Source organism: Halomonas borealis (genome assembly GCF_004798905.1).
GTDB classification, from domain to species: domain Bacteria; phylum Pseudomonadota; class Gammaproteobacteria; order Pseudomonadales; family Halomonadaceae; genus Halomonas; species Halomonas borealis.
Genome location: NZ_SDMO01000010.1, coordinates 38174 through 60161, shown reverse-complemented (window position 1 = coordinate 60161; position 21988 = coordinate 38174). Strand labels below are relative to the sequence as shown.

Annotated in this window: 21 protein-coding genes; 18 read left to right on the top strand and 3 right to left on the bottom strand. The window is 68.5% G+C overall.

Annotated features, from left to right (window positions below; translation table 11 throughout):
* Window positions 1–111 precede the first annotated feature (111 nt).
* Both ETC07_RS10945 and ETC07_RS10940 read left to right on the top strand, forming a co-directional pair.
* Complete coding sequence (locus tag ETC07_RS10945) at window positions 112–1353, top strand: lipoprotein-releasing ABC transporter permease subunit (RefSeq protein WP_136248557.1); 1242 nt, start codon at window positions 112–114, stop codon at window positions 1351–1353.
* Window positions 1346–2083 carry an ABC transporter ATP-binding protein gene (locus tag ETC07_RS10940; RefSeq protein WP_136248556.1) on the top strand — a complete coding sequence of 246 codons (738 nt, stop codon included), beginning with the start codon at window positions 1346–1348 and terminating at the stop codon, window positions 2081–2083. Before ETC07_RS10945 ends, ETC07_RS10940 begins: the two co-directional genes overlap by 8 nt.
* Before the next feature lie 36 nt (window positions 2084–2119).
* Here ETC07_RS10940 and ETC07_RS10935 read toward each other — a convergent pair whose 3' ends face one another.
* Window positions 2120–2656 (bottom strand): DUF2062 domain-containing protein, encoded by a 537-nt coding sequence (locus tag ETC07_RS10935; protein ID WP_136248555.1) that lies wholly within the window; start codon window positions 2654–2656, stop codon window positions 2120–2122.
* 130 nt (window positions 2657–2786) lie between these two features.
* Here ETC07_RS10935 and ETC07_RS10930 point away from each other — a divergent pair, with 130 nt between their 5' ends.
* Genes ETC07_RS10930 through murB form a run of 9 tightly spaced genes read left to right on the top strand, consistent with a single transcriptional unit; the run spans window position 2787 to window position 11485 of the window.
* Complete coding sequence (locus ETC07_RS10930) at window positions 2787–5108, top strand: DNA internalization-related competence protein ComEC/Rec2 (protein WP_136248554.1); 2322 nt, start codon at window positions 2787–2789, stop codon at window positions 5106–5108.
* Window positions 5109–5112: 4 nt separating this feature from the next.
* A complete protein-coding gene (locus ETC07_RS10925) occupies window positions 5113–5784 on the top strand; it encodes a MotA/TolQ/ExbB proton channel family protein (RefSeq protein ID WP_136248553.1) in 672 nt (223 codons plus the stop codon).
* Window positions 5781–6203, top strand: coding sequence for an ExbD/TolR family protein (locus ETC07_RS10920; protein ID WP_136248552.1), 423 nt, complete (start codon window positions 5781–5783; stop codon window positions 6201–6203). The genes ETC07_RS10925 and ETC07_RS10920 overlap by 4 nt, the downstream gene beginning before the upstream one ends.
* Window positions 6200–7945 carry a lipid A export permease/ATP-binding protein MsbA gene (gene msbA, locus ETC07_RS10915; RefSeq protein ID WP_136248551.1) on the top strand — a complete coding sequence of 582 codons (1746 nt, stop codon included), beginning with the start codon at window positions 6200–6202 and terminating at the stop codon, window positions 7943–7945. Before ETC07_RS10920 ends, msbA begins: the two co-directional genes overlap by 4 nt.
* Window positions 7942–8937, top strand: coding sequence for a tetraacyldisaccharide 4'-kinase (gene lpxK / locus ETC07_RS10910; protein WP_136248550.1), 996 nt, complete (start codon window positions 7942–7944; stop codon window positions 8935–8937). Before msbA ends, lpxK begins: the two co-directional genes overlap by 4 nt.
* Window positions 8938–8994: 57 nt before the next feature.
* Window positions 8995–9198, top strand: a complete 204-nt coding sequence (locus tag ETC07_RS10905) for a Trm112 family protein (protein WP_136248549.1) — start codon at window positions 8995–8997, stop codon at window positions 9196–9198.
* A gap of 9 nt (window positions 9199–9207) precedes the next feature.
* Complete coding sequence (kdsB, locus tag ETC07_RS10900) at window positions 9208–9981, top strand: 3-deoxy-manno-octulosonate cytidylyltransferase (protein WP_136248548.1); 774 nt, start codon at window positions 9208–9210, stop codon at window positions 9979–9981.
* The gene (locus ETC07_RS10895) at window positions 9981–10457 is read left to right on the top strand and encodes a low molecular weight protein-tyrosine-phosphatase (RefSeq protein ID WP_136248547.1); all 477 of its coding nucleotides are present in this window, start codon (window positions 9981–9983) and stop codon (window positions 10455–10457) included. The genes kdsB and ETC07_RS10895 overlap by 1 nt, the downstream gene beginning before the upstream one ends.
* Window positions 10454–11485, top strand: coding sequence for a UDP-N-acetylmuramate dehydrogenase (gene murB / locus ETC07_RS10890; protein ID WP_136248546.1), 1032 nt, complete (start codon window positions 10454–10456; stop codon window positions 11483–11485). Before ETC07_RS10895 ends, murB begins: the two co-directional genes overlap by 4 nt.
* A 351-nt stretch (window positions 11486–11836) precedes the next feature.
* On the opposite strand, the gene rne is transcribed toward murB, so the two are convergent.
* The gene (rne, locus tag ETC07_RS10885; protein ID WP_205742542.1) at window positions 11837–15031 is read right to left on the bottom strand and encodes a ribonuclease E; all 3195 of its coding nucleotides are present in this window, start codon (window positions 15029–15031) and stop codon (window positions 11837–11839) included.
* A gap of 567 nt (window positions 15032–15598) precedes the next feature.
* Between rne and ETC07_RS10880 the strand changes: the two genes are divergently transcribed.
* The 3 genes from ETC07_RS10880 to sppA are packed head-to-tail and all read left to right on the top strand — an operon-like array spanning window position 15599 to window position 18328.
* Entirely contained in the window at window positions 15599–16546 is a 948-nt protein-coding gene (locus tag ETC07_RS10880; protein ID WP_136248545.1) for an RluA family pseudouridine synthase, read from the top strand.
* Between the two features lie 12 nt (window positions 16547–16558).
* A complete protein-coding gene (locus ETC07_RS10875; RefSeq protein ID WP_136248544.1) occupies window positions 16559–17209 on the top strand; it encodes an HAD family hydrolase in 651 nt (216 codons plus the stop codon).
* A gap of 33 nt (window positions 17210–17242) precedes the next feature.
* Window positions 17243–18328 carry a signal peptide peptidase SppA gene (sppA, locus tag ETC07_RS10870; RefSeq protein WP_136248543.1) on the top strand — a complete coding sequence of 362 codons (1086 nt, stop codon included), beginning with the start codon at window positions 17243–17245 and terminating at the stop codon, window positions 18326–18328.
* A gap of 53 nt (window positions 18329–18381) precedes the next feature.
* On the opposite strand, the gene ETC07_RS10865 is transcribed toward sppA, so the two are convergent.
* Window positions 18382–18963 carry a Maf family protein gene (locus tag ETC07_RS10865; RefSeq protein WP_136248542.1) on the bottom strand — a complete coding sequence of 194 codons (582 nt, stop codon included), beginning with the start codon at window positions 18961–18963 and terminating at the stop codon, window positions 18382–18384.
* Between the two features lie 115 nt (window positions 18964–19078).
* Here ETC07_RS10865 and ETC07_RS10860 point away from each other — a divergent pair, with 115 nt between their 5' ends.
* From ETC07_RS10860 to fabD, 4 genes are all read left to right on the top strand, one after another.
* The gene (locus ETC07_RS10860) at window positions 19079–19609 is read left to right on the top strand and encodes a YceD family protein (protein WP_136248541.1); all 531 of its coding nucleotides are present in this window, start codon (window positions 19079–19081) and stop codon (window positions 19607–19609) included.
* A gap of 32 nt (window positions 19610–19641) precedes the next feature.
* Window positions 19642–19812: a 50S ribosomal protein L32 gene (rpmF, locus tag ETC07_RS10855; RefSeq protein ID WP_136248540.1), complete on the top strand. Its 171-nt coding sequence runs from the start codon at window positions 19642–19644 to the stop codon at window positions 19810–19812.
* Window positions 19813–19858: 46 nt separating this feature from the next.
* The gene (plsX, locus tag ETC07_RS10850) at window positions 19859–20902 is read left to right on the top strand and encodes a phosphate acyltransferase PlsX (RefSeq protein WP_136248539.1); all 1044 of its coding nucleotides are present in this window, start codon (window positions 19859–19861) and stop codon (window positions 20900–20902) included.
* An 86-nt stretch (window positions 20903–20988) separates the two neighbouring features.
* A complete protein-coding gene (gene fabD / locus ETC07_RS10845; RefSeq protein WP_136248538.1) occupies window positions 20989–21960 on the top strand; it encodes an ACP S-malonyltransferase in 972 nt (323 codons plus the stop codon).
* Window positions 21961–21988 lie beyond the last annotated feature (28 nt).

Here is a 21988-nt window from a genome sequence, read left to right as displayed (position 1 = left end):
CATGCGGCGTCTTCCTCGCAGGGTGCAGTCATCGTGCAAGGCACGCTTCCCCCCGATGCAGGCGTGGCCAAAAACACGTACCATGACCGCCCGCCGACAAGGAACGCTCAAATGCTGGATCGTCTGCCTCTCCTGATCGGGTTGCGCTACGTGCGGGCCAAGCGACGCAACCACTTCATCTCTTTCATTTCCCTGACCTCCATGCTGGGCCTGACCCTCGGCGTGGCGGTGTTGATCCTCGTGCTGTCCGTGATGAACGGCTTCGACCGCGAGCTGCGCGAACGGGTGCTGGGCATGGTGCCGCATACCCGTATCGAGGTGCCCTCGGGGCTCACCGACTGGCAGCCGCTGGCCGATCGTCTCATGCAGCGCGAACACGTCATCGGAGCGGCGCCCTATATTCAGCAGCAGGGCATGTTCTCGTCCGGGGGGCGCAACAATGGCGCCATGGTGACCGGCATCAAGCCCGACTGGGAAAAGCGTGTCTCGATCGTCGATGAACACATGGAGCAGGGCAGCCTCGATGACCTGAAACCCGGCGAGTGGAAGGTGGTGCTCGGCTCGATGCTGGCGCAGCGGCTCGGGGTGACGGTCGGCGATCGGGTGACGCTGCTGGTGCCCGAGGCCTCGATCACCCCCGCCGGCGTCTTCCCGCGCCTCAAGCGCTTCACCGTCAGTGGCATCTTCAGCGTCGGGGCGGACCTCGACGCCAACCTGGCCTACGCCAACATCGCCGACATGCAGACCCTCGCGCGCATGGGGGATGACGTGGGCGGGCTACGCCTGGAACTCGACGATCTCTTCCAGGCCGGCGGCGTGACGCGCTCGATCATCGACGACCTGGGTGCCGGCTATCGCGGGATGGACTGGACCTACACCCGGGGTAATCTCTTCCAGGCGATACAGATGGAGAAGCGCATGATCGCGCTGCTGTTGACGGTGATCATCGCCGTGGCGGCTTTCAACATCGTCTCGACGCTGGTGATGGTGGTCACCGACAAGCATGCCGATATCGCCATCCTGCGCACCATCGGCGCCACGCCACGCTCGATCATGGGCATCTTCATGGTCCAGGGGCTGGCCATCGGGGTGATCGGCATATTGATAGGGGTGGGGCTTGGCGTGTTACTGGCGCTGACGGTCTCCGATATCCTCGCCTTCGTCGAGTCGACCTTCGGCATCCACTTCCTCGATGCCGGCGTCTACTTCATCAGCGAGTTGCCCTCGCAGCTGCTGTGGTCCGATGTGGGCCAGATCGTCGCCGCGGCCTTCGTGCTGACCTTCCTGTCGACCCTCTACCCGGCCTGGCGAGCGGCCCGGGTTCAGCCTGCCGAGGTGCTCCGCTATGAATGATTCCGTCATGACCCAGGATGGCGCCGGTGACGCCGGCCGGCGCGAGGTGGTGCTGTCGTGTGCCGGCCTGACCCGGGTCTATCGCGAGGGGCCGCGCGATATCACCGTGCTCGATGATCTGACCCTCGAGATGCGCGCCGGCGAACGGGTGGCGGTGGTCGGCAGCTCCGGTTCCGGCAAGACGACCCTGCTCAACCTGCTGGGCGGGCTCGATCATCCCAGCCATGGCGAGGTGCGTATCGCCGACCAGGCGTTGCACACCCTGAGCGATGCGGCCCTGGGGCGCTTTCGCAACCAGCACATCGGTTTCGTCTATCAGTTCCATCACCTGCTCGCCGAATTCACGGCGGTGGAGAACACCGCCTTGCCGCTGATCGTGCGTGGGCAGCGCAAGCGGGATGCCGAGGCCAAGGCCTTGAAGCTGCTGGAGCGTGTGGGCATGGCAGAACGGGCCGCCCACAAGCCCGGTGAGCTCTCCGGCGGCGAGCGCCAGCGCGTGGCTATTGCCCGGGCGTTGGTCGCCGACCCGAGCCTGGTGCTGATGGACGAGCCCACCGGCAACCTCGACCAGACCACCGCGGGCAGCATCCTGGCGCTGATGGACGAGCTCTCCGCCAGCGCCGCCTGCGCCTTCGTGATCGTGACCCATGATCCGGGGCTGGCCGCCCACCAGGATCGGGTGCTGCGCCTCGATGCCGGCCGCCTGACACCGGACGCGCCCGCCGCCTGAGGCGCGTTCCGCCCCCCATCCACTCCGCCCCTTCGCTCAGGCGCGGTCGCTCAGCCGGTCACGGCGGCGCCGCGCCCGACGCCTCCAGCTGCGCGAGACCTGCCAGCGCCACGCCAGACGAATCGTCAGGCTGCCCAGCCCTCCGGCCAGGATGGCCGCCACCAGCGAACCGGTCGCCAGCGCCGGCAAGGCGTCAAGCAGCTGCTCGGTGACCCATTCGGTGGACAGGTTCGTGGGGGCATCGCGGGCAGGGAGTTCCAGCAGCCAGGCCCCCAGCCGATAGTTACCGTAGAAGATCAGCGGCATGGTCAGCGGGTTGGTGATCCACACCAGGCTCACCGACAGCGGTAGGTTCGCGCGCAGCGCCCAGGCGCCCAGCGCGGCCAGTGCCATCTGGAAGGGGATCGGCAGCAGAGCGCAGGACAGGCCGACGAAGAAAGCGTTGGCCACGCTGCGCCGTGACAGCATCCACAGCGAGGGATTACCGATCAGGTGGCTCAAGAAGCGCAGGGAGCGCTGGCGCCTGAGCGTCTCGGGATGGGGTAAGTAGCGTTGCAGGAGACGACGCGGCATGACGATGGGCTCGCGGCTTCGATATGCGCGCTATTATCCATACAAGCCCGCCCCCTCGCCATGGCGCCGATCAACGCGTCGTTGCCTGGTTAGCCTGATTCGTCGGGCGGGCCGTTCCGGGATGATGCCCATGGCAACAGGATTGGCCCAGCCGCTCGCGCTTGCCGCCCTCGCGGGGGCATTCGTCGGCCATGCCGCAGAAGCCGCCTGGCTCCAGGCGCTGGGGCTGGCACTACTGATAGGGCTGGCGGCCCGTCGCTGGCGTCTCGTGCTGCTGCTGTCGGTGACCGTGCTGGTCGCCTGGGAGCTCGGCTGGACACGGGGTGGCGAACTCCCCGCCGGGCTCAGCCGCCAGGACCTGACGGTAGAGGGGCGTCTGATCTCGGTGGCCCGGGAGGATGGCCTGACGCGTTTGCGGCTGGCGGTGGCGGGGTGTCGCCCACGCGCGGCGGGCCTGCCCGGCTGCGATCGGCTGTCGCGCATCCGCCTGAACGCCTATGGGGCGCCGGCGATGGTCGCCGGTGAGCGCTGGCGGCTGACCGTTCGGCTGCGACCGCCCGCGGGCTTCGCCAATCCCGATACCTTCGACTATCGCGCCTGGCTGCGCCGCGAGGGCCTCCAGGCCACCGGTTATGTGCGCGAGGCGCCGCCGCCCCGGCGCCTGGAGGCCGCGGGTGTCTCGCCACGCCGCTGGGCGCTTGCGCGGCTCGATGCGCAGGCACTGGCGCCGTTGACGACGCGCTGGCTGGCGGCGCTGACGCTGGGCGCCGGTGAGCGGTTGAACGAGGATGACTGGGCGCTGCTCAACGCCAGCGGCACGACGCATCTGATGGTGATCTCCGGGCTGCATGTAGGGCTGGTGGCCGGCGTCGCGCTGTGGCTGGCGCGGTGGCTGTCGCGGGGCCTGTCACCGGGGCGCTGGCGCATGGCGATCTGGCCTTGGTGGTGCGCCGGGGCGGCGGCGGTGGCCTATGCCGGGCTCGCCGGCCTCGAGCCGCCGGCGATGCGCGCGATGATCATGGTACTGGTGGGGCTCTGGGCCGCCAGCGGGCGCCATGCGCCGGCCCCCTGGCAGGCCTGGTGGTTGGCCCTGGCGCTGGTGGTGATCCTCGATCCGCTGGCGGTGTGGCGCCCGGGGAGCTGGCTATCGTTCGGTGCCGTGGCGCTGCTGATCCTGATCTGGCAGGGCCGGCCACGGCCGCGAGGGTGGCGCGGCTGGCTATGGGCCCTGGTGCGCAGCCAGCTGTTGCTGGCGCCGGTGATGGCCGGCGCGGTGCTGCTGGCCTTCGATCGGCTCGCGCCGGCCGCGCCACTGATCAACCTGGTGGCGGTACCCTGGGTCGGCAGCATGATGGTGCCGCTAGGGCTGGCGGGCTGGGCAGTGTCCTGGGCGCCGCCGCTAGCCGATGGCATCTGGCAGGTGTTCGGGATGCTGGCCCACGGCGTCGCCGCCGGGCTCGGGGTGGCGGTGCGTATCGCCCCGCTCTGGCAGCCGCCCGCGGTTGTGGCCGAGGCGCTGGGGGCGGGGCTGATCCTGAGTGGGCTGCTGTGGTCGCTGCCGGGCCTGGTGCTGCGGCTGCGTCTGGTCGGCAGCTTGCTGCTGGCCCTCGGGGTCTGGTCGGTGACGCCGCCACTGCCGGCCCAGGGCGAGCTGCGCGTGCGCATCCATGATGTGGGCCAGGGGCAGCTGGTGGCGCTGCGCACCACCCACTATCGGGCACTGATCGATACCGGGCCGCGTTTCGCCTCCGGCTTCATGCCGCTCGATTCGCTGTGGCCCGCGGGGCAGCGCTTCGACGACGTCATCGTCAGCCATGACGACCGCGACCACGCCGGCGGGCTTCACGCGTTGGCCGCCGCGCATTCGGTGGGGCGTTACCTGGCGCCGCCGGGCAGCGTATTGCCGGTGGCGACCGAGCCCTGCGTGGCGGGGCGACGCTGGCGGCGTGATGGCGTGGACTTCCGCGTGCTCTGGCCACCCGCCGGCGCGACGGGATTGTCCGACAACGATCGCTCCTGCGTGCTGTTGATCTCGGTGGGGGCGCAGCGCTTGCTGATCAGCGGCGATGCCGGGGCCCGGGTGGAGCATGCGCTGATCCCTCGGTTGAACGGGCCGGTGACGGTGTTGGTGGCCGGGCACCATGGCAGCCGGACCAGCTCCAACCCGGCTTTCCTGGCGGCCACCCGACCGTCTCAGGTGATCTTCAGCGCGGGACGGCATAGCCGCTTCGGTCACCCCGCCCCGGCGGTCGTGAGGCGCTTCCGACGGCTCGGCAGCTGCCTGTGGAGCACCGCCGAGGATGGCGCCGTGACGCTATGGCTGGGCGCAGACGAGCGGCTCGAGGCCGAGCGTTCGGCGGCCTGGCGGCGTGGCGGTGTCGGAGGCGGTTGCCTTGCGTTAGAATCGCCTGCATCGATGCCGGAGGCGCCGGTGACTGCTCGAGGGAGGTGACCCCATGACCCTGATGGAGGCCCTGATCGCCGGGGGCTGGCTGATGGTGCCGTTGCTCGGCTGTTCGCTGGTGGCGGTGGCCATCGTGGTCGAGCGCCTGTGGGCGCTGCGCGCCGCGCGTATCGCCCCGCGAGGCCTCGCCGAGGAGGTCGGCTCCCAGGTGGCGCGTGGCCAGGTCGATCTCGACTGGCTGGCGCGTCATTCGCCGCTCGGCGGCGTGCTGGCGGCCGGTTTACGCCATGCGCGGCTCGGTCACGAGCAGGTCCGGGCACGCTTCCAGGAGGCCGCCACGGCGGTGGTGCACGACATGGAGCGCTTCCTGAGCCCGCTCGGCACCGTCGCCTCGATCGCGCCGCTGATCGGGCTGTTGGGCACCGTGGTGGGCATGATCGAGGTCTTCGCGGTACTGGTCGCAAGCGACGGCGGTGAGCGCACCGCCGATCTGGCCGGTGGCATCTCCCGGGCGCTGGTGACGACCGCGGCAGGCCTGAGCGTGGCGATTCCCGCGCTGATCTTCCATCGCTACTTCCAGCGGCGGATCGAGGACATCACGCTGCGCATCGAGGCGCAGGCCGGCCAGGTGGTGGAATGCCTGGCCCATCACGACGGCGAGCTGACGCTGGCGGAGCGCCACGAGTCGGCCGGGCGCCCCGCGGGGAAGGGAGAGCTCCCATGAGGGTGCCGCGCAGGCGGCGCGAGGCGGTGGACATCAACCTGACCCCGCTGATTGATGTGGTCTTCCTGCTGCTGATCTTCTTCATGGTCTCGACCACCTTCGAGACCCGCCGGGCGCTCGAGTTGGAACTCCCCGAGGGCGTCGCCGGAGGCACCGCCGGGGCCAGTGCGGTGACGGTGGTGGTCACCCCCGACGATGGGTATCGCCTGGGTGGCCGGCGCCTGACGGCGGGACAGCTGGCCGTGGCGTTGAGCGACGCCGCCCCGGCCGCTCGCGAGCACGGGCTTGTGATCGAGGCCGACGCCCGCGCGACCCACGCCGACGTGGTGCGGGTGCTCGACCGGGCCGGCGCCCTGGACATTCGGCGGGTGCGAATCGCCACCGCCGAGGCGACACATTCTGAAGCGGAGACACCGTGAGCGAACACTCGGGCTGGACCCTCTACAAGCGTCTGCTGGGCTATGTGAAGCCCCATTGGAAAGCCTTCGCCCTGGCTGTCGTCGGCTATGCCATCTATGCCGCCTCCAGTACGGCGCTGGCCGAGATGATGAAGCGGCTGATCGACGGCATCCAACAACCGGACGCCGCCTTCCGCCTGATGCTGCCGTTGTTCGTGGTCGGCATGTTCGCGACCCGCGGACTGGGCACCTTCCTCGGCACCTATTTCATGAGCAGCGTCGCGCGGAACCTGGTCCACGCGCTGCGTTGCGACGTCTTCGGCCACATGCTGCACCTGCCGGGGCGCTTCTTCGACGAGCATTCCACGGGACACCTGATCTCACGGGTCACCTATCACGTCGAGCAGGTGACCGGGGCCGCCACCAAGGCGATCACCATCCTGCTGCGCGAGGGGTTGTTCGTGATCGGCCTGGTGGCTTACCTGCTCTGGACCAACTGGATGCTGACCCTGCTGTTCCTGGCGGTCACCCCGCTGATCGGCGGCGTGGTGAGCTATGCCAGCAAGCGTTTCCGACGCATCTCGCGGCGTATCCAGCGTTCCATGGGCGATGTGACCCACGTGGCCTCCGAGGCGCTATCCGGTTATCGGGTGGTGCGCACCCATGGCGCCGAGGCCTTCGAGAAGGCCCGCTTCGCCGAGGCCAGCGAGGTCAACCGTCGCCAGAGCATGAAGGAGGCCCTGACCAAGGCCACCAGCACGCCGGTGATCCAGCTGCTGGTGGCGCTGTCCCTGGCGATACTGGTGTGGTTGGCCATGTCGCCGGCGATGCTGGACGACATGACCCCCGGTGAATTCGTCGCCTTCATCACCGCGGCGTCGCTGATGGCCAAGCCGGTGCGCCAACTCACCGAGATCAATGCCACGATCCAGAAGGGACTGGCCGCGGCCGGTGAGCTGTTCGGCCTGCTGGATATCTCCCTCGAGGATGATGGTGGCCAGCGCGAGCCGGGTCGGCTCGAGGGGCGGGTCAGCCTCGAGGGCGTGCGCTTCGCCTATGGCGCCGATCAGCCGGAGGTGCTCAAGGGCATCGATCTGGAGGTCAGCCCCGGCGAGATGGTGGCCATCGTCGGCCGCTCGGGCAGCGGCAAGTCGACCCTGATGGGGCTGATGCCACGCTTTTATCGGCCGACGGCGGGACGCATTCGCCTGGACGGCGTGCCGATCGAGGACTTCAAGCTGCAGCCGCTGCGTCGCAGCATCGCCCTGGTCTCCCAGCAGGTCACGCTGTTCAACGCCAGCATCGCCGGCAACATTGCCTATGGCATCGATGACCCCGATCCGGCGGCGATCGAAGCCGCGGCACGGGCCGCTCACGCGCATGAGTTCATCGAACGCATGCCCCAGGGCTATGCCACCGTGGTGGGCGAGAACGGCGTGATGCTCTCCGGCGGCCAGCGCCAGCGCCTGGCCATCGCCCGGGCGATCTTCAAGGATGCGCCGTTGTTGATCCTCGACGAGGCGACCTCGGCGCTGGATACCGAGTCCGAGCGTTATATCCAGGCGGCCCTGGAGGAGGTGTGTCGCGATCGCACCACCTTCGTCATCGCGCATCGGCTCTCGACCATCGAGCGGGCCGATCGCATCCTGGTGATGGAGGGCGGCGAGATCGTCGAGCAGGGCAGCCATGCCGAGTTGCTGGCGCGCGAGGGCGCCTATGCGGCGCTGCACCGCCTGCAGTTCCAGGATGCCGGGCCGGCATGAAGGGATTCGGTGAGCGCTGGCTCGAGGCGGCCTACGCGGGAGCCTTCTGGCTGTGGCCGCTGCGCCCACTGGAACGGCTCTATCGTCGGGTGGTGGCGCGTCGGATCCGTGCCTACGCCGAGGGCCGGCGCAAGGTCTGGCGCGCCCCGGTGCCGGTCGTGGTGGTGGGCAACATCACCCTGGGCGGCACCGGCAAGTCGCCGTTGGTGGCCTGGCTGGCGCGCCATCTCGAGGAGGGCGGTTGGACGCCGGGCATCCTATCGCGGGGTTACGGCGGTCGGGCGGAGCGCTATCCATTGTGGGTCGATGTCGAGACCCCGGCCTCGGCCTGTGGCGACGAGCCCCGCATGCTGGCGGATCAGACCGGCGTGCCGGTGGTGGTCGACCCCGATCGCCCGCGGGGTGCCCGGCGGCTGGTGGAGGCAGGCTGCGATATCCTGCTGTCCGATGACGGCCTGCAGCATCTGCCGCTGGGCCGTGACCTCGAGCTGGTGGTGGTGGATGGCCACCGGGGGCTCGGCAACGGCCGCTGCCTGCCGGCCGGCCCGCTGCGTGAGCCGCTCGAGCGGCTGTCGACGGTGGATGCCGTGATGGTCAACGGCACGCCTCGCGACACCGCCCTCGACGGCCGCTATCGCATGCGCCTCGCGCCGGCCGGCTGGCGCCCGCTGGGCGGCGGTGATCGTCGGGCGGTGATGCCGACGCCGTTCGTGGCGCCGGTGCACGCCCTGGCCGGTATCGGCCGCCCGGCGCGCTTCTTCGAGACGCTCAAGGAGCTGGGGATCGCCCATTGGACGCATCCCTTCGCCGACCATCATCGCTTCAATGCCGATGACCTGACCTTCGCGGACGGTCGCCCGTTGGTGATGACCGCCAAGGACGCGGTCAAGTGCCGCGAGTTGGAGGCAGACGAGGCCTGGGTGTTGGAGGTGGAGGCGCTGCCCGATCCTGAATTCGTCGCCTGGCTGGACGAGCGCCTGGCGACGCTGTGACTTTCCTGGCGGCCGCCGTTCAGGCGGTCGTCGATGCTGATTCCGGAGGCGTGAGAGATGGACAAGCAACTGCTGGCGATGCTGATCTGCCCGTTGTGCAAGGGCAAGCTGGTCTATGATCGTGAGGCAGGCGAGTTGGTCTGTCGCTACGACGGCCTGGCCTATTCCGTGCGCGACGGTATCCCGGTGATGCTGCCCGACGAGGCGCGGGCCCTGGATGTGGACGAGAAACTGCCGCCGTCGACCGGCGCCGAGGGCTGAGGAGGCATGATGCAGGATTTCATCGCCGTGATTCCGGCGCGTTTCGCGTCTAGCCGTCTGCCGGGTAAACCGTTGCTCGATATCGCCGGCGAGCCGATGGTGGCGCATGTCTGGCGCCGGGCGGCGGCCAGCGCCGCCGGCCGTGTGGTGGTGGCCACCGATGATCCGCGCATCGAGGCAGGCCTCGCGTCGCTGGGTGCCGAGGTGGTGATGACCCGCGACGATCATCCGTCGGGTACCGATCGCCTGGCCGAGGTGGCCGAACGCCTGGGGCTTTCCGACGACGCCGTGCTGGTCAATGTCCAGGGCGACGAGCCGCTGCTGCCGTCTGCCTTGATCGATCAGGTGGCGGCCCGCCTCATGGACGACCCCGGCGCCTCGATCGCCACCCTGGCCGAGCCGATCGGCGATGTCGAGACGCTGTTCAATCCCAACGTGGTCAAGGTGGTGCGCGCACTCTCCGGGCGCGCGCTGTACTTCTCCCGTGCGCCCATCCCCTGGGATCGCGACACCTTCGCCGCCCGGCCCGAGCTGCTCGAGACCGATGCCTGGCTGCGTCATATCGGCCTCTACGCCTACCGCGCGAGTTTCCTCGCCGAGTATCGCCACTGGTCGCCCTCGGCGCTCGAACAGCTCGAACAGCTCGAGCAGTTGCGTGCCCTGCAGCATGGCCATGCCATCCAGGTCGCGTTGTCCCGGGAGCCGCATCCGGCCGGGGTGGACACCGCCGAGGACCTTGCCCGGGTTCGCGAGATCCTGGGGCATGCGGAAGGGGAGGCGTGATGCGGGTGCTGTTCGTCTGCCTGGGCAATATCTGTCGTTCGCCTACCGCCGAGGGCATGCTGCGTCGCCAGCTGGAGGAGGCGGGGCTCGCCGATCGCATCGAGGTCGATTCCTGCGGTATCGGTTCCTGGCACGCGGGCAAGGCTCCGGATGTCAGGGCCCAGGCCGCCGCGGCCTCGCGCGGGCTCGATATCTCCGCCCAGCGGGCCCGCCAGCTGGAGGATGACGACTTCATCCGCTACGACTATCTGCTGGCCATGGACCACGACAACCTGGCCGCGCTGGAGGCACGCCGTCCGGGCGGCGTCGAGGCACACCTGGGGCTCTTTCTGGCCTTCGCCGGGCTGCCCGAACGCGCGGTGCCGGACCCCTACTACGGTGGCGACGAGGGCTTCGAGACGGTGCTGGACCTGGTCGAGGCGGCCTCGAACGGCCTGGTCGCGGAGCTGCGTCGCCGCCTGGAGCGTGACGCTTGAGCCTGACGGTCCTCGCCGATCATGACCTGACCTCGGCCAATACGCTGGGGCTCGCCTGTCGTGCCGAACGCTTCGTCGCCCCGCGCAGCGCCGCCGAGCTCGGTGAGGCCCTGGCATTGGCCTGCCGGTCGGGCTGGCCGACCCTGGTGCTGGGCGGTGGTAGCAACCTGATATTGCCCGCCACGCTGCCCGGGTTGGTGGTCCAGCCGGCCCTGCGTGCATGGTGGCTGGAAGAGGCCGAGGGCGACGCCGTGCGGGTCCATGTCGAGGCCGGCGTGGTGTGGCACGAGCTGGTCATGGCGTTGGCCGAGCGAGGCCTCTGGGGGCTGGAGAACCTGGCGCTGATCCCCGGCCACTGTGGCGCGGCGCCGATCCAGAACATCGGTGCCTATGGCGTCGAGCTGGCGGAGGTGCTCGAGGCGGTGCATCTCGTCCGTCTCGACGATGGCCGCGAGGCGGTGCTGGACGCGCAGGCGTGTGGCTTCGGCTATCGCGACAGCGTCTTCAAGCATGCCCTGGCGGGGCGGGTGGTGATCACCCGGCTGGTGTTGCGGGTCTCGCGTCGGGGCGAGCCGAGGCTCGGTTACGGCGACCTGGCGCGCCGGGTCGGGGCGTCACCTACGCCGCTCGAGGTGGCCGAGGCCGTGTGTGCGGTGCGTCGTGAGAAGTTGCCGGACCCGGCGGTGCTCGGTAATGCCGGGAGCTTCTTCAAGAACCCGGTGGTCTCCGCGGAGCGTGCGGCGGCGCTGCGCGCGGTGCACCCCGACATGCCCGGCTACCCGTTGGCGGATGGCCGCACCAAGCTGGCGGCCGGCTGGCTGATCGATCGTTGCGGGCTCAAGGGCTGGCGTGACGGTCCCTTCGCGGTCCACGACCGTCAGGCCCTGGTGCTGGTCCATCATGGCGGTGGCGACGCGGCCGGACTGTTGGCCTTCGCCGCGAGTATTGCCGAGAGGGTGGAGCGCCGCTTCGCCGTGGCGCTGGAGCGTGAGCCCCGGCTGGTGGGAGAAGGCGAAGGCGAGACCTAGGCAATGTCTGAAAACCGTCTGCGCTCGGCCATGCCACGCTAACAATCAGCTCAAAGTCCCCATTGGCACTCCGTAAACTCCGGCTTTTGACGAGCGACATCCTGTCATTCGCTCTTCGAGCAGCGGAGCTGCCCAAATTGGCAACCCCTGTCGATTTGTCGCTGATTCTTGTCTTGCGCCCCACATGGATGTGGGAAGTGCGCGAGCCCGTCTGGAGCGGGCCTAGCCCTAGCCTTTGCTCGACGACTTTTCAGACAACGCCTAGCGCTACCGTTCGATTTTTTCCGTGACCGACGAAAACGCCCGTGGCCAATGGCCACGGGCGTTTGCTTTCAGGGGGTAGCGTCAGGATCAGCCTTCCTGCCGCTTAGCCTCCTGTTCCCGACGACGGATTTCTCGTGGGTCGTTATGGGCGCGACGGCGGCGATGCGGCGTCTCGTCTTTCGCCTTGGCCTGCGGCTCCGGCTTGGTCTCTTCGGGCTGAGCCTCGGCTTGCGGTTCCGGCTTGGCTTCGGACTTGGGCGCTTCGGCTTTCGGCTCCGGCTTGGCCTCGGCCTGGGGCGCTTCGGCTTTCGCTTCGGCCTTCGGCTCCGGCTTGGCCTCGGCCTGGGGCGCTTCGGCTTTCGCTTCGGCCTTCGGCTCCGGCTTGACCTCGGCTGCCTCAGTCTTGGCCTCGGCCTTCGGCTGCGGCTTAGTTTCGGCCTGGGGCGCTTCGGCTTTCGCTTCGGCCTTCGGCTCCGGCTTGACCTCGGGCTTGGGCGCTTCGGCCTTCGGCTCTGGCTTGGCTTCGGACTTGGGCGCTTCGGCCTTCGGCTGCGGCTTGGCCTCGGCCTGGGGCGCTTCGGCCTTCGGCTCTGGCTTGGCTTCGGACTTGGGCGCTTCGGCCTTCGGCTCCGGCTTGGCTTCGGACTTGGGCGCTTCGGCCTTCGGCTCTGGCTTGGCTTCGGACTTGGGCGCTTCGGCTTTCGCCTCGGCCTTCGGCTGCGGCTTGGCTTCGGCCTCGGGTGCTTCGGCTTTCGCCTCGGCCTGGGGTGCCTCGGACTTGGCCTCTTCGGGCTGGGTCTCGGCCTTGGCGGCCTCGGCCTGCAGGCGTTGCTGCTCGGCGACCGCGTCCGGGTTCAGGGCGTGCTGGCGACGACGCCGGCGCGGGTTGTTGCGCGTGCGTTTCGGCGTGGTATCCGTCGCGACGGCCGCGCCATCATCCTGGGGGCGCTCGGGCTTGGTCGGCTCGGCCTTGCGGTCCTGACCCTTGCCTTCCTGAGGCTTGGTGTCCTGAGACTTGCCACCCTGTTGCGGCTTGCCGCCCTGGGGCTTGCGCGCCGGGTTATTGCTTTCCTGAGGCTTGCGGCCCTCGGCCTGCTGACGACCGTCGTCCTGGCGCTGGCCGCGACCACGACCGCCACGGCCTTGGCCGCCGCTCTTGTCGGCCTGTTCGGACTTGTCGTTGCGGGGCTTGCCGTCGCCTTGGCGCTGCGGCTTGCCGTTGTTGCGCGACTCGTCGCGTTGGTCGCCGCGTTCCTGGCGCTGACCGCCACGCCGGTTGTTGCGCTGGCGGCCATTACCACCACCGGAACGGTTGTCGCCGGTCTTGTTGCCCTCGCCGCGCTGCTCCTGGCGACCGCCGTTGTCGCCGGCCGTGCGAGAGGCATTGGCCTGGCGCTGGCTCGATTGCGTGCCACGCTCGGATTGGCGGGGCGGCTGGCTCGGCTGGGCGGATTCTTCGCCGCTCAGCAGACGCGAGAAACCCTTGGCCAGGCGGCTCAGAACCCCCTCGCGAGCGGCCGACGTGGCGGCGCTGGGCTTCGCCGTGGGGGCCGGCTTGTGGGCCGGTTTCTCGGCGGGCTTGGCTTTCGGCTCGGCCGATGCGGCGGCCTTGGGCTTATTGGGCTTCGCCTCGCTCGGCGCGGCGGGCTCTTCCTGCAGCAGGGAGGCGGGCGCCGGGTCGTGGTGCACCACGGTCTTCACCGCGGCTTCGTCGCGCTGCACCGGCTTGCCGAAGGCGGCCTCGGGCTCCTTGCCGACCTCGGTGGCCGTAGGCAGCTCGTGGCTGGGCAGGCTGGCGGTGCCTTCCTCGTCGACATGGTCGTCGCGTAGACGCTGTACGTCGTAGTGGGGCGTGTCCATCTCGGGGTTGGGCAGCATCACCACGCGTACGCCCTGGCGACGCTCGATGTCGGCCAGCGTCGTGCGCTTCTCGTTGAGCAGGTAGGTGGCGACCGGCACCGGGAGGATGGCGCGAATCTGGGCGCTGCGCTCCTTCATCGCCTCTTCCTCGATCAGGCGCATGATCGATAGCGAGATGGAGCGCACGTCGCGGATGGTGCCCTGGCCGTCGCAGCGCGGGCAGACCACGCCGCTGGTCTCACCCAGCGAGGGGCGCAGCCGTTGGCGGGACATTTCCATCAGTCCGAAGCGGGAGATGCGACCGATCTGCACCCGGGCACGATCGAGCTTGAGCGCATCGCGCATGCGGTTCTCGACCTCACGCTGGTTGCGCGCCGGGCTCATGTCGATGAAGTCGATGACCACCAGGCCGCCGATGTCGCGCAGGCGCAACTGGCGGGCGATCTCGTCGGCCGCCTCGCTGTTGGTCTGCAGCGCGGTCTCCTCGATATCACTGCCGCGGGTGGCGCGGGCCGAGTTGATGTCGATGGAGACCAGTGCCTCGGTATGGTCGATGACGATCGAGCCGCCGGAGGGCAGCTTGACCTCGCGCTCGTAGGCGGTCTCGATCTGGGATTCGATCTGGAAGCGCGAGAACAGCGGGACCTCGTCGGCGTAGCGCTTGATCTTCTGCTGGTAGGAGGGCATCACCTGGCGGATGAAGCCGAGCGCTTCCTGATGAACCTGCTCGCTGTCGATCAACACCTCGCCGATGTCCTGGCGCAGATAGTCGCGCATGGCGCGGATGATGACGTTGGACTCGCGGTAGATCAGGAAGGGGGCGGACCGCTTACCGGCTTCCTCGGTGATCGACTCCCAGACCTGCACCAGGTAGTCGAGGTCCCATTGCAGCTCCTCGGGGTTACGCCCGATGCCGGCGGTGCGCACGATCAGGCCCATCTTGTCGGGCACGGTCAGCTGGCTCATGGCGTCCTTGAGCTGAGCGCGCTCCTCGCCCTCGATGCGTCGCGAGATGCCGCCGGCCCGAGGGTTGTTGGGCATCAGCACCAAAAAGCGCCCGGCCAGGCTGATGAAGGTGGTCAGGGCCGCGCCCTTGTTACCACGCTCCTCCTTGTCGACCTGGACGATGACTTCCTGGCCTTCCTTGAGCACTTCCTTGATGTTGGGGCGGCCCGAGGTTTCCTTGAGGAAGTACTCGCGGGAGATTTCCTTGAGGGGCAAGAAGCCATGGCGATCTGCGCCGAAATCGACGAAGGCCGCTTCGAGGGAGGGTTCCACGCGGGTGATCTTGCCGCGATAGATGTTGGCTTTCTTCTGTTCCCGGGCACCGGATTCGATGTCCAGGTCGTACAGGCGTTGTCCATCGACCAGGGCGACGCGCAGCTCTTCGGGCTGGGTCGCGTTGATGAGCATCCGTTTCATGTCGTCTCGCAAAATGGACGCGCCGGTGGGCGCCCATGGGCAATGACGAAGGCGAACCGCTGGGTGCTGCGTGCTTGTGCTCAGCGCATGTCGCGGAAGCGAAACTGCGCCCGTCCGTGTCGGGGCCTGAAAACGGTGGCGAGCCGGCACGGCATGATCATGTTGAGTACGGGGCGGAGGCAGGACATGTTCTCGGCGGGTCGTTGCGTTGCCCATCCGGTCCTGCGGTCACCGCCAACACCTGGCATTCATCGATTCGCCAACGCCGGCCTCCGGCACGGTGTTATACGTATCCCGTGGTCGCCGCTTGCTCGTCGGGAGCGAGGCGGGGCGGGCGTGGCGTTGTATCGTTTTCCTGTCGGCGGCGTGACCTCGTGGGGAGCGTCGTCGCGGCCTGATTTTATCGTTCCGGCCTGCGTGTCTGTCGTGCAGGCGCCGAGCGGACGGTTCTGTCCATTGGAACGCCTCGGCAATATAACAGTAAAGGAGATGCCCAGCAATTGGCGGCAGGACGCTACGCAGTGGGGTAGAATGCGGCTTTTACGACGCTGGCAAGTGGAGAGCTGGATGAGCGATGGTCGCGAGGTGCAGTGGGTGGAAGTGACCGAGGGCCAGGTGGGTCAGCGGGTCGACAACTTCCTGATGACGCGCGTCAAGGGCGTGCCTCGTACGTTGATCTATCGCATCGTGCGCAAGGGTGAGGTGCGGGTGAACAAGAAGCGCGTCAAGGCCGATACACGCCTGGCGCTGGGTGATGTGGTACGCATCCCGCCGCTCAGGCTTGCCCCGCGCGAGGCGGTGCGCGAGGTCAGCGATAACCTGCGTAACCTGCTGGCCGGCAGCGTGTTGCTGGAAGGTCGCGACTGGATGGTCATCAACAAGCCCTCGGGGCTGGCCGTGCATGGTGGTAGCGGGGTCAAGATCGGCCTGATCGAGGCCCTGCGCCAGGTCCGCGAAGACCTGGACTTCCTCGAGCTGGTGCATCGCCTGGATCGCGACACCTCCGGCTGTCTGCTGCTGGCCAAGTCGCGGCCGGCGCTGTTGAGTCTCAACGCGGCGCTCAAGCGCCATGAGATGAGCAAGCAGTACCTGGCCTTGGTGGCGGGCCGCTGGCCGGCTCGGCGCGACTTCGTCAGCGCCCGCCTGGATCGCTTCGACGCCGGCAACGGCGAGCGCCGGGTGAGGGTCGATAGCGCGGGCAAGGTGGCGCGCACGCGCTTCGCGGTGCGCGAAGCCTTCGCCCGCGCCACCCTGATCGAGGCCGAGCCGGTCACCGGTCGCACCCATCAGATTCGCGTGCATGCCGCGCATGCCGGCCACCCCTTGCTCGGCGATGATAAGTACGGTAGCCGGGAAGGCGGGCGTATCGCCGCGCAGCTGGGGTTGTCGCGGCTGTTCCTGCACGCGTCCTCGTTGACCTTTCCCGAGCCGACCAGCGGCAAGCCGGTGAAGATCCGCGCACCGCTGGGCGAGGCCCTCGACGGCGTGCTGGAAAGCGCCCGTCATGCCCGCTGACCCGGAGCCTTTATGCGTTATCGACTGATGATCTTCGACTGGGACGGCACCCTGATGGACTCGGTGGCACGCATCGTCGCCTGCATGCAGGCCGCCGGGCGCGATGTTGGCTGGGGGGAGCTGCCCGCGGAGAATGTGCGCGACATCATCGGGCTCGGGCTGCCCGAGGCCATCGCCAAGCTGTGCCCGGGGATCGGCCCCGAGGATGCGGAGGCCTTGCGACGCCGCTACGCCTATCACTTCGTGGAAGGCGACGTCACGCCGATGCCCTTTTATCCGGGGGTGGTCGAGGGCTTGTCGCGGCTGCGTACCGATGCCGGCAGCCGCCTGGCGGTGGCCACCGGGAAGAGCCGTCGCGGGCTCGATCGGGTCTTTCGCGAGAGCGACGCCGGGCACTGGTTCCATGCCAGTCGCACGGCCGACGAGACGCTTTCCAAGCCGCACCCGCGGATGCTCGAGGAGCTGCTTGCCGAACTCGCGGTGCCGGTCGAGGAGGCGGTGATGGTCGGCGACACCGAGTATGACCTGGAGATGGCCCGGGCGCTGGGCATGGATCGCATCGCCGTGACCTATGGGGTGCATGCGCCGGAGCGCCTGGCCGTCAGTCGTCCGGTGTTCACCGCCGAGGCCTTTCCGGCCCTGGTCGACTGGCTGCACGGCTGAACGCCGCGATTCTCGTTTTAAGGAGGTAACGTTATGGACGACGAACGACGCGATGATTGGACCCAGGGTCCCGAACTCAGCGCCGGGCAGGCCCGGGACGCACGGCGACGCCGAGACATGGCCGACGCAACGCCGGAGGCCGATGCGGAAGATGCCGAGACGCTGCGTGAGCGCCGTGCGCTTGCTCAGCAGGCGATGCTCGATCGTTGGATCGATGGTGTGCTCAGCGAACAGCGTCGTTCGCGGCGCTGGAAACTGTTCTTCCGCTTCCTGTTCGCCTTCCTGATCCTGGCCTCGCTGAGCACGACGCTCTACGGCCTCTTCGCGGTGCCGGGGAGTGGCGATGCGGCCGGTCCTCACCTGGGGGTCGTGGAGGTGGGTGGCGTGATCGATGGCGACTCCCGGGCCAGCGCCGAGCGGGTCATCGAGGGGGTGCGGCGGGCCTGGGAGGCGCCGGATGCCGAAGCGCTGGTGCTGCACATCGATAGCCCCGGTGGCAGCCCGGTGCAGTCTCAGCGCATTTATGACGAGCTGATGCGCCTGCGCGCGCAGGGTGACAAGCCAATCATCGCGGTGATCGAGGATATCGGTGCCAGCGGTGCCTACTATGTGGCTGCCGCCGCCGACCGGATCGTCGCCGCTCCGGCAAGCCTGGTGGGATCGATCGGTGTCATCAATGCCGGCTTCGGTTTCAAGGACGCCATCGAGCGCCTGGGAGTCGAGCGACGGGTGTTCACCGCCGGTGACAACAAGGCCTTCCTCGACCCCTTCTCGGCGATCTCCTCCGAGCAGCGCGAATTCTGGCAGCAAGTGCTTTCCACCACGCATCGCCAGTTCATCGATGACGTCAAGGCCGGGCGTGGCGACCGGCTCGCCGACGACGGGCGCCTGTTCAGCGGCCTGATCTGGACCGGCGAGCAGGCCCTCGATCTGGGGCTGATCGACGAGCTCGGCAGCCTCGATACGCTGGCGCGCGAGCGCCTGGCTACGCCGCGGACCGAGGATTACACGCCGCAGCTGGACCCCTTCGAGCGCTTGACGCGGCGCTTCGGGCGAGTCGCCGCCGAATGGGTCGGGCTGCCCCGGGCGGCCTCGCCGTTACGCTACGAGCTGCCTTGAGCCTTTGCTTGTTTCGCCGGCGCCGCTGATATCCTATTGCATGGCGCTTGGCGCTATCCCAGCGGGTCGAGTCCGGCCTCGCGTAGCCACTGGCAGAGTCGGATCAGTGGCAGCCCGATCAGGGTGTTGGGGTCGTCGCCTTCCAGGCGCTCGAACAGGGTGATGCCGAGGCCTTCCATGCGGAAGCTACCGGCGCTGTCCAGCGGGCGTTCGCGCTGGACGTAGCGGGCGATCTCGGCCTCGCCCAGCCGGCGGAAGAGTACATCGTAGCGCTCGTGACAGACCCGGTGGCTGGCGCGGCCGGTATCGATCAAGGCAAGGCCGGTCAAGAAGCTCACCCGCTGGCCGGAGAAACGCGCCAACTGGGTCCGGGCGGCCGCTGCATCGGCCGGCTTGCCGAGTGCCTCGCCGTCGAAGACCGCCACCTGGTCGGAGCCGATGATCAGGTGGTTCGGCCGGTCGGCGGCCAGGCGCTCGGCCTTGGCCAGCGCCAGGCGATGCACCAGCGCCTGGGGCGATTCTCCGGGGCGGGGCGTCTCGTCGATGTCGGGGCTCTCCCAGGCGTAGGGGAGCTCCAGGCGGTCGAGCAGCTGGCGGCGAAAGCGCGAGCCGGAGGCGAGTACCAGGCGTGACATGATGGGGTCCTCGTGTGTGCGAAGCGGCGGTCGATGCCGCCATGGGAGAAGCATTGTAACCCCATGGGGAGCGGGCTTTGACAGGGGGCAGGGGAGTGCCTATCATTGCGCGCCTATGTTGACCTCAAGACTCCCTGGCAGGGTCGAGCCCTATAAGCTCGCGGCCCATGCCGAACATCTCGAAGGCCTGGTGGCACTGGGCGACATGCCCCGTCTCGCCGAAGAAGCCGGCGGACAGGACGGTGATGCCTGCGTGTGGCTGGACTTCGCCATCGACGCCCAGGGGCGTCGCGAAATCCATGGTCGCCTGAGCGTCGAGCTTCAGTTGCTCTGCCGGCGCTGCCTCTCGCCGATGCCCGAGACGGTCGAGAGCGAGTTCCTGCTGGGGATGGTCACCAGTGATGCCCTGGCGGCGACTCTGCCGAGCACCCACGAGCCGGTGCTGGTGGAAAACGAACAGCTGAACCTGCTGGCGGTGATCGAGGACGAACTGATCCTCAGTCTGCCCCAGGTGGTTTACCACGACGAGGCTGACTGCGCGGTATCGCGCGACGAGCTGAGTAGTGGGGAGAGCGCCGAGTCGGACTCGGACTCGCCCGCGAAGAATCCCTTCGAGGTGCTCAAGCAACTCAAGGGTAAAACCTGATACCTCATCGATTCACTGTGGAGTGATATCTCATGGCAGTTCAAAAGAACCGCAAGACCCGTTCCCAGCGCGGCATGCGTCGCAGCCACGACGCCCTGAGCGGCAAGGCCCTGTCCCAGGACCAGGAGACCGGCACCACTCACCTGCGTCACCACGTCTCCCCGGACGGCTTCTACAAGGGTCGCAAGGTCGTCGACGCCTGAGGCGACGTCGTCCTGACGGTCGTCATGATGCCTGGCACCCGCTGACATGCGGATTGCTGTCGATGCCATGGGTGGGGACCTCGGTCCCCGCGTCGCCGTGGTGGGGGCCGCCAGTGCCGTCATGGCCGATCCCGAGCTCGATATCCGGTTGTTCGGCCCCGCCGAGCGGCTGGAGGAGGAGCTCTCCCGGCTGCCGCGGCGTCTCGCCGCGGCGTCGTCGCATCTGAGTGTCGAGAATGCGTCCGGCGAGATCCGCCAGGATCAGCGTCCGGCCCAGGCGTTACGCCAGGGCCGGGATTCCAGCATGGCGGCCATGCTGGGCTGCCTGGCGCGTGACGAGGCGGATGCCGGCGTCAGTGCCGGCAACACCGGGGCGTTGATGGCGCTGTCGCGTCGTGCGCTCGGGACCGTGGCGGGTGTCTCGCGCCCGGCGATCAGCACGGCCATCCCGACCGAAGGGGACGGACGTTGCTATCTGCTCGACCTGGGGGCCAATGTCGACGTCGAGGCGGCGCGGCTACTCGAGTTCGCCTTGATGGGTGACATCATGGCACGCCACATGGATGATCTCGCCAGGCCGCGAGTGGCCTTGCTCAATGTCGGCGTCGAGGGGGCCAAGGGGGCGGCGAGTGTGCAGCGTGCCGACGAGCGCTTGCGCTGCTGCGACGCGCTCGACTATATCGGCTTCATCGAAGGCGATGGCATCTTCGCCGGCGAGGCCGATGTGGTCGTCTGCGACGGTTTCGTCGGCAATGCCGTGCTCAAGGCCAGTGAAGGCCTGGCGCGGATGCTGGTGCGTCGGGTCCAGTCAACCTTCGAGGCGCACTGGACGAGTCGGTTGATCGGCCTGCTGGCGCGCCCGGCGCTGGCGCGGCTGCGTCGCGAGCTGGACCCAGTGCGCTATAATGGCGCCAGCCTGCTGGGCCTGGATGGCATCGTCATCAAGAGCCATGGCGGCGCCGATGCCGCGGGGTTTCATTACGCCGTGGCCCGCGCGGCGCAGGAAGTGCAGCATGGTCTGCCTCGACGGCTGGGCGATGAGCTTCAGCGTCGACGGTCCACTGCCGACTCGGCCGTCGTTCGCGACTGAGTCGATAGCGGATCCAGGACTTCCGGTTCCGTCGCCAAGGAAAGCGACGGGGCCGGTGTCAGTCAACAAGTGTAAAGGTGATCGACATGACACAACCCCTTGCCCTCATCTTTCCCGGGCAGGGCTCCCAGCAGATCGGCATGCTGCGCGAGCTGGCGGAGCGTTACAGCGTGGTGCGGACCACCTTCGAGGAGGCCGCCGACGCGCTGGGCTATGATCTCTGGCAGGTGGTCCAGGAAGGGCCCGCCGAGTCGCTCAATGCCACCGCCTGTACCCAGCCGGCGCTGCTGACCGCCAGTGTCGCCATCTGGCGTGTCTGGCAAGAGCTCGAAGGTCCGCGCCCGGGTGCGATGGCCGGCCATAGCCTGGGCGAATACAGCGCCATGGTGTGTGCCGGGGCGCTATCGTTCGCCGACGGCGTGCGGCTGGTCAAGCTGCGTGGCGAGGCGATGCAGGAGGCCGTGCCCATGGGCCAGGGCGCCATGGCGGCGATCCTCGGTCTGGACGACGCGGCCGTCGAGCAGGCCTGTGCCCAGGCCGCCGAGGGCGAAGTGGTCGCCGCGGTGAACTACAATGCGCCGGGGCAGGTGGTCATCGGCGGTAGCCAGGGAGCCGTCGAGCGTGCCATCGCGGCCTGCCAGGAGGCGGGTGCCAAGCGTGCCATGCCGCTGCCGGTATCGGTGCCGTCGCACTGCGACCTGATGCGCCCGGCCGCCAGTCGGTTGGCCGAGGCGATGGATGACATCGCGTTGCGCGTGCCGCGCTATACCGTGGTTCAGAACGTCGATGCCCAGGCCCATGCCGACGTCGACACCCTGCGCACGCGCCTGATCGAGCAGCTTTATCAGCCGGTGCGCTGGACGTCCTGCATCGAGAGCATGGTCGGCCAGGGGGCCGAGGTGTTCATCGAATGCGGGCCGGGCAAGGTGCTCACCGGCCTGAACAAGCGAATCGCCCGGGGCAGTCGCGGGCTGGCGGTCAATGATCCCGACAGCCTCTCGGCGGCCCTCGAGCTGGCCCGCGAGGCCGCGGGCCAGACGCCGTCGGCCAACGGCTGACCCCCTCTCCTGGATGAGAACGGAACAG

What these genes read in the sequence shown, in the direction of transcription:
- ETC07_RS10945 (WP_136248557.1), top strand. Translation starts at nt 112, where the DNA reads ATGCTGGATCGTCTGCCTCTCCTGATCGGGTTGCGCTACGTGCGGGCC.
- ETC07_RS10940 (WP_136248556.1), top strand. Translation starts at nt 1,346, where the DNA reads ATGAATGATTCCGTCATGACCCAGGATGGCGCCGGTGACGCCGGCCGG.
- ETC07_RS10935 (WP_136248555.1), bottom strand. Translation starts at nt 2,656, where the DNA reads ATGCCGCGTCGTCTCCTGCAACGCTACTTACCCCATCCCGAGACGCTC.
- ETC07_RS10930 (WP_136248554.1), top strand. Translation starts at nt 2,787, where the DNA reads ATGGCAACAGGATTGGCCCAGCCGCTCGCGCTTGCCGCCCTCGCGGGG.
- ETC07_RS10925 (WP_136248553.1), top strand. Translation starts at nt 5,113, where the DNA reads ATGACCCTGATGGAGGCCCTGATCGCCGGGGGCTGGCTGATGGTGCCG.
- ETC07_RS10920 (WP_136248552.1), top strand. Translation starts at nt 5,781, where the DNA reads ATGAGGGTGCCGCGCAGGCGGCGCGAGGCGGTGGACATCAACCTGACC.
- lpxK (WP_136248550.1), top strand. Translation starts at nt 7,942, where the DNA reads ATGAAGGGATTCGGTGAGCGCTGGCTCGAGGCGGCCTACGCGGGAGCC.
- ETC07_RS10905 (WP_136248549.1), top strand. Translation starts at nt 8,995, where the DNA reads ATGGACAAGCAACTGCTGGCGATGCTGATCTGCCCGTTGTGCAAGGGC.
- kdsB (WP_136248548.1), top strand. Translation starts at nt 9,208, where the DNA reads ATGCAGGATTTCATCGCCGTGATTCCGGCGCGTTTCGCGTCTAGCCGT.
- ETC07_RS10895 (WP_136248547.1), top strand. Translation starts at nt 9,981, where the DNA reads ATGCGGGTGCTGTTCGTCTGCCTGGGCAATATCTGTCGTTCGCCTACC.
- rne (WP_205742542.1), bottom strand. Translation starts at nt 15,031, where the DNA reads ATGAAACGGATGCTCATCAACGCGACCCAGCCCGAAGAGCTGCGCGTC.
- ETC07_RS10880 (WP_136248545.1), top strand. Translation starts at nt 15,599, where the DNA reads ATGAGCGATGGTCGCGAGGTGCAGTGGGTGGAAGTGACCGAGGGCCAG.
- ETC07_RS10875 (WP_136248544.1), top strand. Translation starts at nt 16,559, where the DNA reads ATGCGTTATCGACTGATGATCTTCGACTGGGACGGCACCCTGATGGAC.
- sppA (WP_136248543.1), top strand. Translation starts at nt 17,243, where the DNA reads ATGGACGACGAACGACGCGATGATTGGACCCAGGGTCCCGAACTCAGC.
- ETC07_RS10865 (WP_136248542.1), bottom strand. Translation starts at nt 18,963, where the DNA reads ATGTCACGCCTGGTACTCGCCTCCGGCTCGCGCTTTCGCCGCCAGCTG.
- ETC07_RS10860 (WP_136248541.1), top strand. Translation starts at nt 19,079, where the DNA reads ATGTTGACCTCAAGACTCCCTGGCAGGGTCGAGCCCTATAAGCTCGCG.
- rpmF (WP_136248540.1), top strand. Translation starts at nt 19,642, where the DNA reads ATGGCAGTTCAAAAGAACCGCAAGACCCGTTCCCAGCGCGGCATGCGT.
- plsX (WP_136248539.1), top strand. Translation starts at nt 19,859, where the DNA reads ATGCGGATTGCTGTCGATGCCATGGGTGGGGACCTCGGTCCCCGCGTC.
- fabD (WP_136248538.1), top strand. Translation starts at nt 20,989, where the DNA reads ATGACACAACCCCTTGCCCTCATCTTTCCCGGGCAGGGCTCCCAGCAG.